This window comes from Burkholderia sp. KL41, assembly GCF_057005415.2.
In genome coordinates, this window is the sequence record NZ_CM174447.1 from 3622966 (window position 1) to 3636368 (window position 13403).

The following is a 13403-nucleotide window of genomic DNA, read 5'->3' on the forward strand; positions in this document are numbered from 1 at the left end:
CTCCTGTTCATTGACGACACGACACAGGTTAGTTATGCGAATTGATTTTCAAATTAGGCATTTCGCCCGATTCAGGTCGTCATCCATTGCGGTTTGTCATGCGGGACCGGCGGATCGCCCGTTCCCGCGCGAAACAGGTACGTCAGGCAGCCGGCGGTTCGTCGTCGCCGTCCTTGTCGACCGGCACGAACAGCCCGACCTTGACCGCACTCAGCACGACATTCGTGTTGATCCGGCGGATCATCGGGTTGCTCTGCATGATCCGCGCGGACAGCCGGTCGTACGCCTCGACGTCGCGTGCGGTGATGATCGCGATCAGGTCGACGGAGCCGGTCACGTAGTAGATCTGCTGGATTTCGTCATGCGCCTTCGACCACTCGCGGAACCTGGCGACCGTCTCGTAGTTTTCGCGTTCGATCTCGATTGCCGCAATGAACGTCATCGGCCTGCCGACCGCCGCGCGATCGACCACCGCGATTTCCGCTGAAATGATCTTTTCGGTACGCATGCGCTTCAGCCGCTTCTGCACGGCCGAGGTGGACAGACCGATCCGTTCGGCAATGGCGTCCGCCGTCGCGGTGCAATCGCGCTGGACGATATTCAGGATCTTGCGGTCGAAGGAGTCGAGTGCGTCGGTCATGGCGTGGCCTGCCGGAGAACGGGTACTTGCGTCAAAGATAAAAAGGGCGGGCCGATCTGAGCCCGACCAGATGCCGGACACGGTCGAACGCGGTAACCAGCGTTTCGCGCCACTGCGCGACTGGCCCGCGGATGCATACGGGTTCGAAATGGATCGTGTCCACACCTGCGGGAATACGGAACGGGCGCTCGATGCCATCGTCCGATTCGGTCACGAGTGCGGTGCCGTCGACTTCGGTCAGGCTCATCAACAGATGGGCGGGCGCAGTCGCGCCAAGCAGGTTGCGCAGAGGCGACTCGTTCGCGGACAACTGTTCGAGCAACGGCAGCTCGTACGCGCCGGGCCACCAGGTGTCGTGCTCGTCGAGCCACGGACCGACGCCCGGCATGCCGACCATCTCGAGGATCCGGTTCGCACCGAGATGCGCATAGGCTCGACACCGGCCCGCCTCGTCGGTCGAAGCGCGCGCCAGCCAGCCGCCGGCGCTCGGGACAGGGTCCGTCAACGCGACGTTCGCAGGCTTCAGTCGGCCGAGCATTTCAGCCGCGCTTACAGCGGATCGGCGCCCTTCGCAGGATCTCCGTGCGTGATCCGCGACGATACGGCACACCCATTTGGGACCACCCTGCAAGGCGGCAGGGACGTCGCCGGACCGGACTTGAGCGGTTCGCCTGCGGGCGTGTTCAACGATGACGATTGGCGTGTCCGGCATACAACTCTCTCGTGCTTGCGGGGCCGCGTCGCAGCAATGCTGGCGCGCGTCATGGATTGGCCGACGATGTTGGGGCTGGAGAAATCATATCGCCTCGATGCGACTGAAAAAATCTCAACCGCGGCAAACATCGACGCAAAACGTCGAAAAACTCTGCTTTCAGGACGTTTCGCATCCAACCAACCGCCGGCCAGTCCGGCATCCATCGCGAACGCCGAACCCGCAGGTCAATCCGATGCACCGAACAGACGAATCACGACACCACGCAGCCATCGATTGCCCGCCTCATGGTGATATCGCGCATGCCAATGCTGCCGTACCGCAAACCCGTCGACCGGGATCGGGCACGCATGAACCGCCAGATCGCTCGCCTGAGCCAGTGTCTGGCCGATATGACGGGGTAGCGTCGTAATCAGGTCGGTCGTCTGGACGATCGCCCCCAGGCCCAGAAAACCCGGCAGCTCCAGCACGACGTCGCGCTCGATGCGCGCCTGCCGCAGCGCCTGCTCGAGGAGTTGCGCGCCCGTTCCCGCCGTAATGGCGACATGTCCTTCGGAACGATACTGCTTCGCCCCGAGGCGACCGCGAATCCTCGGGTGATGCCGGTTGGCCAGGCATACCCAGTCCTGGTCGTACAGCTTCTGCTGATAAATGCCGCCGCCGAGCCACGGCACATAGCCGATTGCGAGGTCTGCTTCGCCGGATTCGAGCGCGCGCTCCGTATTGCCGTCGATCCGTGCGGCTTCCAGCCGGACACCGGGCGCCTGCGCCCGGACATGGGCCAGCAGCCGCGGAAGCAGCGTGATGTGGCTCGCGTCGGTCATGCAGATGCGAAACCGTCGCTGGGCCGTCGCCGGATCGAACGCGATCTCCCACGCGGTGAAGCGCCGCAGGGATTCGAGAATTTCCCGGCATGGGCCGATCAGCGCGTCGGCTTGCGGTGTCGGCGCCATGCCGCCGGGCGTCCGGATGAAAAGCGGATCGTGCAGGTGTTCCCGCAAGTGCCCGAGCCAGATGCTGACCGTCGGCTGGCTCTGGCCCAGTTGCTCGGCTACGCGCGTGACGCTGCGCACGTCGTACAGGAGATCGAAAAGCTGAAGCAGCTTCAGGTCGGGCAGGTCGGCGGGCATCGTGGCGTTATTGTCCATCGCAATGACGCCATTGTATCCATTGCATTGGCGGCATGAGCGGCGACGCCTATCGTGATGCCATACGTCAGCTTTGCATGGGACCAGAGTAAGGCGCCAAAGCGCCAACTCTGATCGACAAAGGAGAATCCATTGAAAATAGCAATTCTGGGTGCCGGCGCACTGGGCTGCGCGATCGGCGCCACCCTCACCCAAGGCGGCCATGAGACCTGGCTGATCGACCGCTCGCCCGCACACGTCGATGCGATGAGCCGTGACGGCCTGCGCGTCGACGATGCCGGCGGCACCCGCCACGTGCGCGTCCACGCGACGACCCGGGCTGCCGATGTCGGCGTGGCCGACCTGGTGGTGGTGCTGGTCAAGTCGTTCCACACCGATGCGGCCATCCGCGGCGCCCAATCGCTGGTGGGGCCGGATACCGCCGTGCTGTCGCTGCAGAACGGCCTCGGACACGAGGACATCCTGATCGACGTCGTCGGCCGCGAGCGCGTCCTCGCGGGCAAGACCTACGTCGGCGGCGTGCTGCGCGGCGCGGGTCATATCGAATCCGGCGTGATCGGCAAATACACCTACATCGGCGAACTCGACGGCCGCATCACACCGCGTGTCGAGGCGATCGCCGCGGCGTTCAATGCCGCCGGCCTCGCCACGACGATCAGCGACAACATCGTCGGCACGATGTGGGACAAGCTGCTGGTGAACGTCGCGACGGGTGCGCTGACGGGCCTGACCGGCCTCACCTACGGGCAGCTTTACGACGAGCCGCTGCTGAAGGCGACGTCGCTCGCGGCCGTGGCCGAGGCGATCGCGGCGGCGCAGGCTGCGGGCGTGAAGCTGTCGATGACCGATCCCGAACAGGCATGGACGTTGGCCGCCGAGGGGCTGCCCGCGACCTTCAAGACGTCGATGCTGCAAAGCCTCGAGAAGGGCTCGATCACCGAGATCGACTTCATCAACGGTTCGGTCGTGCGCTGGGGCCAGCGCTACGGCGTGCCGACCCCGGTGAATGCAACGCTCGTCGCCTGCATCAAGGGGCTGGAACGCGCGATGGCCGACCGCCAACGGCAGGAGGCGGCCGCATGAATGCCAAGAAAGCCTATCTCGAACACGTTGCGATCTGGGTGAAGGACATCCGCTGGCACATCCGTTTCTTCGAGGACGTGCTCGGCATGACCCTGCGCGAAGTGGACGGCACGCTCGACGCACCGCGGCAGTACTGGACGCTCGGCGGCCTGCAGTTCATTCACGCGCCGGAATACGAAGGCCCGGAAGGCCGCCTCGCGCATCTCGGCGTGATGTGCGAAGACCTGGAAGCCGCGCTGGCCGCAGCCCAACGATTCGGCGTGACGGAGATGCCGCAGGGGCGCAACTGGCTTCGCCTGCCCGACGGGCTCGCCGTCGAACTGATCCAGGCCCGGCCGGCTTCCTGCGTCGCACAGGCGCTGGCAATCAACCCGCGCGCGGAGGCATGACCATGACGATCGTCGAAAAATACTGGGACGACGCCCGCGAGGGTGACACGTGCACGAGCCCGAACTACATCGTGACCAAGGAGCGCATTCTCGCGTACGCCGACCTCACCGGCGACCATACGCCCGTCCACGTGGACGAGGAATACGCGAACGCGAGCCATTTCGGGTGCCTCGTCGCGCACGGGCTGTTCGGCCTGTCCATCGCCGACGGCCTGAAGACGCAAAGCGACTATCGCTTTCTGCCGGGCATGTCGCTCGGCTGGACCTGGGATTTCCTGCTGCCGATCAAGGTCGGCGACGTGCTGCACGTGAAGTTCCGCGTCGGCTCGATGCGGGCCAGCAAGAGCCGCCCGGACTGGGGCATCGTCGTGCTGCCGTCCGAGCTGATCAATCAGGACGGTCAGGTCGTTCAACGCGGCGAGCATCGCCTGATGGTGCCGCGCCGCCCGGAGGCACTGTAATGCAGGCTCGCCCACTGGAAGGCATTCGCGTCGTCGACTACAGCCACTTTCTTGCCGGGCCGTATGTCGGGCGCTGTCTCGCGGCGCTCGGCGCCGAAGTCATCAAGGTCGAACGGCCCGGGTCCGGTGACGCCGGACGGCAGCACGCGACCGTGCTCGACGACCAGCAAAGCGGCTACTTCCTGCAGCTCAACATGGGCAAGCGCGGCGTGAGCGTCAACATGAAGGACGCGCGCGGCAAGGCGTTCATGCAGCGGCTGTGCGACTCGGCCGACGTGTTCATCGAGAACTATCGGCCGGGCGCGCTGGACAAGCTCGGGCTCGGTTATGCCGAACTGTCGGCGCGCAATCCGGGCCTCGTCTACTGCTCGATTTCCGCCTACGGGCATACCGGCCCCGACGCGCATCGCGCGGGCTTCGGGCTGATCGCGGAAGCCAAGAGCGGGATCATGCAGATGGTCGGCACGCCGGGCGAGCGGCCGCCGCTGCTGCGCATCTCGCTCGGCGACATGTACACCGGCATCCATGCGGTCGCGGCCATCAATGCCGCGCTGCTGGGGCGCGTGAAGAGCGGCCGCGGGCAACACGTCGACATGGCGCTGTACGACACGCTGGTATCGATGCACGAATACGCGGTGCAGTGCTACACGCTGCAGGGTGTGCTGCCCGAGCAGACCGGGCACGACATGCCGACCTCGACGCTCTACGGCGTGTTCCGCGCCGCGGACGGCGATCTCGTGATCGCCGCGCAAGTCGACGACGCGTGGAAGCGCTTCGCCGAGCTGATCGCGACGCACGGCGGCCCGGCGGGCTTCGGCGCCGACACGCGGTTTCACGACAGCACCGGCCGCAACGCGCACCGCGCGGAAATTCTGTCGGTGGTCGAGCCGTGGGTGGCCGCGCGTTCCGTCGCGTCGGTACTGGACCTGCTGGACGGCATCGACGTTCCGTGCGCGAAGGTGCAGCGCATCGACGAGGTGCTGAACGATCCGCAGATCCAGGCCAGAGGCATGGTCGTCGAGCAACAGCATCCGCGCTACGGGACGCTGCGCCTGCCCAACCTGCCGTTCCGGTTTTCCGATTGCGATACGACGATTCGCGACGTCGCGCCCGATCTCGGGCAGCACAACGCGGAGATCGCGCGCTCCCTCGGGTTCGATTCGGCCGAAATCGACGCGATGCAGGCCGACGGCGTCCTCTACTCAAAAGCGAGCCAATGATGACCGACCAATACGCGGTGATCGGCAATCCGATCGGACACACGAAATCCCCGTTGATTCACGGCCTCTTCGCGCAGGAGACGCAGCAGGACCTCAGCTATACGGCGATCGAGGGGCCGATCGCACCGGCAGGTGCCTTCGCTGACGCGGTTCGCGCGTTTTTCGACGGCGGCGGCAAGGGCATCAACGTCACCGCGCCGTTCAAGCTCGACGCGTTCGCGATGTCGGACGAACGCAGCGAGCGCGCGCAGCTCGCGGGCGCGGTCAACGCGCTCAAGTTCGACGGCGGCCGCATCCTGGCGGACAACTTCGACGGCATCGGGCTGGTGCGCGATATCGAAACGAACCTCAATCTGCCGATGGCCGGCAAGCGTGTCCTGGTGCTCGGTGCCGGCGGCGCGGCACGCGGCGCGCTGCTGCCGTTCCTCGAAGCCGGCCCGGCGGAACTCGTCATCGCGAATCGCGACGTCGACAAGGCGCGCGCACTGGCCGCGCAGGTTGCCGGACGCGGCCCGCTCGTTGCCAGCGGCTACGCGGACCTCGCGCGCATGGGGCGTTTCGACCTCGTCGTCAATGCCACGTCGGCCAGCCTGACCGGCGACCTGCCGCCGGTTCCGCCGAGCGTGTTCAGTCCGGCCGGCACGGCCTACGAACTGGCATACGGCAAGCGTCTGACGCCGTTTCTCCGGCTCGCGAAAAACGCAGGCGTACACGGAATCGCGGATGGCGTCGGCATGCTGGTCGAGCAGGCGGCCGAAGCGTTCGCGTGGTGGCGCGGCGTACGCCCCCAAACCAGCGCGGTGATCGATCGCCTGGCCGTGCCCTTTGATTGAACACGCAACGGAGATTCGCATGAAGAAGATCCTGATGCTGCACGGCATCAATCACAACATGTTCGGCAAGCGCGATCCGGCGCAGTACGGGACGATCACGCTCGCGCAGATCGATGCGCGGCTGCAAGGGCTGGCGACGGAACTGGGTGTGCAGGTGGAATCGTTCCAGACGAACCACGAAGGCGCGATGTGCGAGCGCATTCATCGCGCTTTCGAGGAACGCCAGGACGCGGTGCTGATCAACGCAGGCGCATGGACGCATTACAGCTACGGCATTCGCGATGCGCTTGCGATCCTCACGTGCCCGATCGTCGAACTGCACATGTCCAACATTCATGCACGCGAGCCGTTCCGGCATCACTCCGTCCTGGCCGAGATCGTCAGCGGGCAGATTTGCGGTTTCGGTGTCCAAAGTTATCTGCTCGCGCTGAGGGCCGCGGTTTCGGCGCTCGGCGACGAATAAGCCGATTCCCGCATCGGCTGCCGATGCGGGACCGACGCGCATGCGCAGCCGTCGCCAGGGCGCGGCGTTGCGCACCGCGCGTGCTCGCCGCGCGCCGTATCGACGGGCTGCGGTCAGGTCGCACGACGGAGTCGACACATCGGGCAGTGACGACTCCCCGCATCACCCGCCTTGCCCGGCACAAATATCAATATCCGGAGACGACGATGACCACGACCTTGCGAGACGAGCCCAGGGGCAGGCACCAATCGAGAAAAGCCGCCATCAGCGGCTGGATCGGATCGGTGCTCGAATACTACGATTTCTTCATCTACGCCACGGCATCGGCGCTGATCTTCCCGCAGATATTCTTTCCGCACGGGAGCCCCACGACGGCCATCATCGCGTCGCTGGCCACTTACGGCGTCGGCTACGTGTCCCGCCCGATCGGCGCGTTCGTGCTGGGTCATCTCGGCGACACGCGCGGACGGAAAACCGTCCTGCTGTTCTGCATGTTCCTGATGGGCATCTCGACCGTCGGCGTCGGCCTCCTGCCGACCTATCAGCAGGCCGGGCTGATCGCGCCCGCCTTGCTGGTGACGCTGCGCCTGCTGCAGGGTTTCGCCGTGGCCGGCGAGATCACCGGCGCGAGCTCGATGATCCTGGAACACGCGCCGTTCGGCCGACGCGGCTACTTCGTCAGCTTCACGCTGCAGGGCGTGCAGGCCGGGCAAGTGCTGGCCGCCGCCGTGTTCCTGCCGCTCGCCTACTACATGCCGTCCGCGCAATTCGATAGCTGGGGCTGGCGCATTCCGTTCCTGCTGAGTGCGCTGGTCATCGTCGCGGGCCTGATCATTCGTCGCGAGGTCGACGAGTCGCCGGCCTTCGACGAAGCGGTACGCAACCGGTCGCAAGCCGGCTCGCCGGTGGCCGACGCTTTCAGGCACCACTTTCCCGACATGCTGCGCGTGGCCTGCATGTCGATGATGAACGTGATTCCGGTCGTCGCCACGATCTTCGGCGCGGCCTATGCGGTCCAGCCGGCGTATGGAATCGGATTCCAGAAGGATGTCTATCTCTGGATCACGGTGGTCGGCAATATCGTTGCGATGATCGTGATTCCCTTCGTCGGCAACCTGTCCGACCGCGTCGGCCGCCGGCCGCCGATCATCGTCGGCTCGCTGGCCGCCGGGCTGCTCGCGTTCGCGTACCTGTATGCGATCAGCATCCGGAACGTGCCGCTCGCATTCGTGATGTCGATGCTGATGTGGGGCGTGGTGTACCAGGGCTACAACGCGGTATTTCCCGCCTTCTACCCGGAACTCTTTCCGACCCGCACGCGCGTCTCGGCGATGGCCATCGCGCAGAACCTCGGTACCGCGGCCACGGCGATGCTGCCCGCGCTGTTCACCGCGGTCGCGCCGCCCGGCGCCCGTCACGTCTGGCTGATCGTCGGTGCGATCGCGTTCGGCATCACCGTGATCGCGTCGCTCGCGGCCTGGAGCGCACGCGAGACCAGTCGTGTCCATTTGAACGACCTGGGCCGAGCGAACGCGCAACCGGTCGGCAAGCCAGAATACGACCTGCTGCGCGCCGAGGCGCTGTCGCACGATCGCATCGCGCGCGAACCCGTGCCCGGATCCGTCGGCAGCTAGCCGGCGTTCGGCGGGGCGTCGGGTTCGGCGCCCCTTCCGCCCAGCCATTTCAGCTCGCCGCGGCCGCCCTCGCCGGACGAGCAACCTTGCGTAACCGCTGCCCTTACTCGAAGCTCGATGCCCGATACCGTGTCGAAAACCGCCATGCCGGACTCCACGCGACCCGCTCGCCTGAACTTCGCGCTCATGTTGCCGCTTCTGCTGGCGGCCCAGCCGGTGGCGACCGACAGTTACCTGCCGGCGCTGCCCGAAATCGCCGCCACGCTGGGCTCCGCCAGTGTCAGCCTCACGGTTTTCGCGCTGATATTCGGTGTCGGGCAATTGCCGATGGGCAGCCTTTCCGACCGGTTCGGCCGCCGCCCCGTCCTGCTGACCGGCCTTGCGCTCTATGCGCTGTCCGCACTGGCCGCTGCGCTGGCCTCGACCGCGGCGATGCTGGTGGCCGCTCGCGCGATGCAGGGGCTGGCCATGGCCGCGATACTGGTATGCGCCCGTGCGACAGTGCGCGACCGGTATTCGGCGGGCGACGGCCCGTACGTGATGGCACGCGGTTTCATGGGGATGGGAATGATGGCGTTCCTCGCCCCGATCCTCGGTGCGTATGTCGCACAGCAAGCCGGATGGCGATGGGTGCTCGCGGGGATGAGCGTGTATGCGTTCGGGCTGCTCGTCATGTGCTGGTACGGCTTCGAGGAAAGCTTCGCGCGAAGCGCGCCGAGCCGGGACTCGACCCGGGAGGTCCGCGAGATATTCGGCAATGCCCCGTTCAGGGTATGGACACTGCTGGCCGCGTCGACGTACACCGGCATGTTCTGCTTCCTGCTGCTGTCTCCGGCCATCTACATCGGGCAGTTCGGCATCTCGCCCCAGCGTTATGGCTGGATACCGGCGAGCGGTACGCTCGTCTATGTCCTGAGCACGTTCGGCTGCCGCGTGCTGCTGCGCCGTCAGAGCATGTTGCGAACGGTGCGGCAGGGCGCAACGCTGAGCCTCTGCGGCGCGGTGATCCAGGCATTGGGGTGCGCGCTGCTTCCCGGCAGCATCTGGCCGCTGCTCGTCGGGCATGGCGTGTATTGCCTCGGCCACGGAATCCATCAGCCGTGCGGGCAGGCGGGGGCGGTCAGCGGCCTGCCTCAACTTGCAGGCCGCGCCGTATCCTGGTCCGGCTTCATCATGATGTTCTTCGCGTTCAGCGTAGGACAAACGGCAGCGGGATTCGCCGATCCGCGTTATCAAGCTGGCGCGTGGCCGATGGTTGTGCCGATGCTCGTCGTCGGCGTGACGCTGGTAACGATTGCGTATGCGTGGCTGCCAAAAGTCATCCACGCGACCTTGGTCGCCCGGTAATCTCCTCGATTTCAACGATTCGACGATTTGCCGCCGCGCAAGGATCACACGCCTCAAAGAGACCGGGCTCTCACCGGCCCGTTACATGCCGGCTGCGCGGGTCGGGCATGCGAAGGCACGGCCGGAGCGGGCCGACCGGCCGCTCGAACGGATAGCCGAACGATCGGGATCCGGAAGCGTGGACGCGTTGCAGCGTGCGTTTGCAACATGCATCGGCGGATCACCGCGAGACTATCGTGCGCGGTTCGGGCAACCACGGCGGGCAAACCCGAAGACATCGGTTTCAGGCAACGCAACGCGCCTGGCGCCGGCGGAATCATGCACAATGCACCGCATCTGAGTGGCGGAGATTTGCCTGTGGGGATCAACTTCGATTTAACCGACTTGCAGGCATTTCGCGCCGTCGTGGAAACGGGCAGCTTCCGAAAGGCCGCCGACGCAGTCAACATCTCCCAGCCGGCCTTGAGCCGCCGTATCGACAAGCTCGAGGAAGCGCTCGGCGTGCGACTGTTCGAGCGCACCACGCGCAGCGTCTCGCTCACCACGGTCGGTCGCGTGTTCGCACAGAGTGCCGAACAACTGCTCGACGATCTCGATGCCGCCCTGCTCGGCATTCGCGACGTTTCATCGAGCCGCCTGGGCCATGTGACGATCGCATGCGTGCCGTCGGTCGCCTACTACTTTCTTCCCGCCATCGTCGCGCGCTATCATCAGCGCTTTCCGCGCATCCGGGTGAAGCTGCTCGATGCGAGCGCCAACGAGGTGCTCGGGGCCGTCATCAGCGGCGAGGCGGATTTCGGCGTGAGCTTCATCGGCAGCCAGGAGGCTGAGATCGAGTTCAAGGTGCTGCTCCAGGAACGCTTCGTTGCCGCCTGTCGCCGCGACCACCCGCTCGCGCGCAAGAAGCGCGTGACCTGGAACGAGCTTTACGAGCACGATTATGTGTCGGTCGACAAGACTTCCGGCAACCGTCTGCTGCTCGACCAGGCGCTGACCGCCGTCGCGCCGCGCGCGCCGAGCGTCTGCGAGACACGCCACGTGACGACCCTGCTCGGATTGATCGAAGCGGGGCTCGGCGTCGCCGCGGTCCCCTCGATGGCGATGCCTGGGCATGACCACCCGATTCTCACGAGCGTGCCGCTGGTCGAACCGGTCGTCAAACGGCGCGTGGGAATCGTGAAGCGGCGCGGACGACCGCTCACACCGGCCGCCGAGGCGTTTCATCGGATGGTCATCGAGGCGAAGCGTGGCGGGACCGCAAGCAGTGGCGCATCGGCGTAACGACGACAGAGAGACACGAAGGAAGACCGGACAGTGAGGTTGGCCAGGCCGCTTGGATCGCTTTACGTGCAGGTTCTGCTCGCGATGATGCTCGGCATGGGCATCGGTCACGCATGGCCCGCGGCGGGCGCGATGCTCAAGCCCCTCAGCGATGCGTTCGTCGGCCTGGTCAAGATGACCATCGCCCCGATCGTCTTTTGCACGATCGTCTCGGGCATCACGTCGCTGGCGAACGGGAAGGCGATCGGCCGCACGATCGTGCGGGCACTGGCGCTCTTCTATCTATTGACCGCCGCTGCGCTCGCGCTCGGACTCGTCACCGCATATGTGCTGCAGCCCGGCGCCGGCATGCACGTCGACGTCAGCCACCTGGATGCAGGCATCCTCGCTCCGTATGCGAAGCATGCGGAGCCGCGGGGGCTTGTGGAGTTCGGGCTGAGCGTGATTCCGGACACGATGCTCGGCGCGTTCGCCAAAGGCGAAGTGTTACCGGTGCTGCTGCTGTCGCTGTTGTTCGGCTTCTCGCTGAATGCGCACCCGCGGGCCGGCCGGCCCGTTCTTGCGCTGATCGACGGTGTCGCCCAGGTCGTCTTTCGTGTGCTCGCGATGATCATGCGGCTCGCGCCGCTCGGCGCATTCGGCGCGATGGCGTTCACGGTGGGCCGTTTCGGCATCGGTTCGGTCGGCTCGCTCGCGAAGCTGATGGCGTCCTTCTACGTGGCCTGCGTGCTGTTCGTCGCGCTGGTGCTCGCACCGCTCGCGCGACTGCACGGTTTCGCGCTGTGGCGGCTCTTGCGCTACATGCGCGAAGAATTGCTCATCGTCCTCGCGACGTCGTCCACGGAGCCGGTTCTGCCGCGTCTGATCGTCAAGCTGGAGGCACTCGGCTGCGACAAGGGCATCGTGGGGCTCGTGCTGCCGGCGGGCTATTCCTTCAATCTGGACGGTACCGCGATCTATCTGACGCTCGCGGCATTGTTCATCGCCCAGGCGTGCGACGTGCCGCTCTCCGCGTCGCAGATCGCGGTGATGCTCGCCATCATGCTGCTCACATCAAAGGGGGCGGCCGGTGTTTCCGGTAGCGGGCTGGTCGCGCTGGTCGCCACACTCGCCGTCATGCCCGACCTGCCCGTCGCCGGCGTCGCACTGCTGGTCGGCATCGATCGCTTCATGTCCGAGGCACGCGCGCTAACCAGCGTGATCAGCAATGCGTGCGCGGTGATCTTCGTTTCGCTGTGGGAAGGTGCGTGCGATCGCATACAGCTTGCGCAGAGGCTCGCGATGGCCGGCCCGGCATCCCCGAACGGGGTCGATGAAGGCAGTACCGCAGGGGATGCCGGCGGCAACGGGAAGACTTTGTGACACAAGCCTTCCCGCGGGTCGGACTCAATGCGCGGGGACGGCATCCAGTCCGGTTGTTTTCACGTCGGCCTGCACGTCGGGCGACGCAAGATAATCGAGCAGCGCCTTCGCTTCCTTCGGATGCTGCGCGCCGATGGGGATGCCGGCAGCGAAGCGCGTGACGGACTGCAGCGATTCGGGAATCTTGCCGACGAAGGTCGCACCGTGGACGGGCAGCAGCTCGCTGACCTGCTGGAAGCCGATTTCGTAGTCGCCGTTCGCGACGACAGAAGCCACCGGAATCCGCGGGATCATCTTCGCCTTGGACTTCACCTGCTCCTCGATGCCGAGCTTCTTGAACAACTCGCGTTCGATATACACGCCGCTCGCGCTGTCCGAGTAGGCGATCGACTTCGCGTGCAGCAGCACCTGCTTGAGACCTTCGGTGGTGCTGATGTCGGGCTTTGCCGCGCCGTCGCGCACGACCATGCCGATGCGCGAATCGGCCAGCTCGACGCGGGATCCCGGGATGACCTTGCCTTGCTTGATCAGTTCGTCCAGCGCGTAGCCGACCATGATGACGGCGTCGGCGGGCTCGCCGCGCGCGAGCCGGTTCGGAATCGCTTCGGGCGACTGGCCCATCGACGGGCCGAGCGCGGTGTCGAGCGTATTGCCGGTCGTGGACGCGAACCGCGGGCCGAGCAGTTTATAGGCGGCGGTGAAGCCACCCGAGCTCATCACGTGGAGCTCGGCCGCCTGCACGTTGGCCGCAAACGCCGCGGTGGCGACGAGCGCGGTCGCGCAAAATTTCAGGAGCTGATTTCTCATGGTCGTGGTCATGCGAATTCGTG

At 65.7% G+C, this 13403-nt stretch carries 14 protein-coding genes and 1 pseudogene; 11 read left to right on the forward strand and 4 right to left on the reverse strand.

The annotated features are described in order from the left end of the window. Positions 1–142: 142 nt before the first annotated feature. The 3 genes from PQB87_RS33770 to PQB87_RS33780 form a co-directional block, all read right to left on the reverse strand. Positions 143–640 carry an Lrp/AsnC family transcriptional regulator gene (locus tag PQB87_RS33770; protein ID WP_059684755.1) on the reverse strand — a complete coding sequence of 166 codons (498 nt, stop codon included), beginning with the start codon at positions 638–640 and terminating at the stop codon, positions 143–145. Between the two features lie 31 nt (positions 641–671). Then, positions 672–1352 (reverse strand): hypothetical protein, encoded by a 681-nt coding sequence (locus PQB87_RS33775; RefSeq protein WP_489243387.1) that lies wholly within the window; start codon positions 1350–1352, stop codon positions 672–674. 227 nt (positions 1353–1579) lie between these two features. Then, entirely contained in the window at positions 1580–2500 is a 921-nt protein-coding gene (locus PQB87_RS33780) for a LysR family transcriptional regulator (RefSeq protein WP_059684751.1), read from the reverse strand. Positions 2501–2632: 132 nt separating this feature from the next. Here PQB87_RS33780 and PQB87_RS33785 point away from each other — a divergent pair, with 132 nt between their 5' ends. From PQB87_RS33785 to dctA, 11 genes and pseudogenes are all read left to right on the forward strand, one after another. Next, positions 2633–3583 carry a ketopantoate reductase family protein gene (locus PQB87_RS33785; protein WP_027790148.1) on the forward strand — a complete coding sequence of 317 codons (951 nt, stop codon included), beginning with the start codon at positions 2633–2635 and terminating at the stop codon, positions 3581–3583. Then, positions 3580–3972, forward strand: coding sequence for a VOC family protein (locus tag PQB87_RS33790; protein ID WP_059553860.1), 393 nt, complete (start codon positions 3580–3582; stop codon positions 3970–3972). The genes PQB87_RS33785 and PQB87_RS33790 overlap by 4 nt, the downstream gene beginning before the upstream one ends. A 2-nt stretch (positions 3973–3974) precedes the next feature. Next, positions 3975–4433, forward strand: a complete 459-nt coding sequence (locus tag PQB87_RS33795) for a MaoC family dehydratase (protein WP_021157528.1) — start codon at positions 3975–3977, stop codon at positions 4431–4433. After that, positions 4433–5653, forward strand: a complete 1221-nt coding sequence (locus PQB87_RS33800; RefSeq protein WP_021157527.1) for a CaiB/BaiF CoA transferase family protein — start codon at positions 4433–4435, stop codon at positions 5651–5653. Before PQB87_RS33795 ends, PQB87_RS33800 begins: the two co-directional genes overlap by 1 nt. Then, positions 5653–6486, forward strand: coding sequence for a shikimate dehydrogenase (gene aroE / locus PQB87_RS33805; RefSeq protein ID WP_489243388.1), 834 nt, complete (start codon positions 5653–5655; stop codon positions 6484–6486). The genes PQB87_RS33800 and aroE overlap by 1 nt, the downstream gene beginning before the upstream one ends. Before the next feature lie 19 nt (positions 6487–6505). Beyond that, positions 6506–6949, forward strand: coding sequence for a type II 3-dehydroquinate dehydratase (aroQ, locus tag PQB87_RS33810; protein WP_027790151.1), 444 nt, complete (start codon positions 6506–6508; stop codon positions 6947–6949). A gap of 206 nt (positions 6950–7155) precedes the next feature. Beyond that, positions 7156–8583: an MFS transporter gene (locus PQB87_RS33815; RefSeq protein WP_489243389.1), complete on the forward strand. Its 1428-nt coding sequence runs from the start codon at positions 7156–7158 to the stop codon at positions 8581–8583. Positions 8584–8727: 144 nt separating this feature from the next. Further along, positions 8728–9930, forward strand: a complete 1203-nt coding sequence (locus PQB87_RS33820) for an MFS transporter (protein WP_111999580.1) — start codon at positions 8728–8730, stop codon at positions 9928–9930. A 52-nt stretch (positions 9931–9982) separates the two neighbouring features. Beyond that, a pseudogene (locus PQB87_RS33825) lies at positions 9983–10270 on the forward strand (helix-turn-helix domain-containing protein); the annotation flags it as partial. 17 nt (positions 10271–10287) lie between these two features. After that, complete coding sequence (locus PQB87_RS33830; RefSeq protein WP_027790154.1) at positions 10288–11211, forward strand: LysR family transcriptional regulator; 924 nt, start codon at positions 10288–10290, stop codon at positions 11209–11211. Positions 11212–11244: 33 nt separating this feature from the next. Continuing rightward, positions 11245–12573, forward strand: coding sequence for a C4-dicarboxylate transporter DctA (gene dctA / locus PQB87_RS33835; protein WP_059684742.1), 1329 nt, complete (start codon positions 11245–11247; stop codon positions 12571–12573). Between the two features lie 24 nt (positions 12574–12597). On the opposite strand, the gene PQB87_RS33840 is transcribed toward dctA, so the two are convergent. Further along, a complete protein-coding gene (locus PQB87_RS33840; RefSeq protein WP_489244329.1) occupies positions 12598–13380 on the reverse strand; it encodes a substrate-binding domain-containing protein in 783 nt (260 codons plus the stop codon). Between the last annotated feature and the right edge of the window lie 23 nt (positions 13381–13403).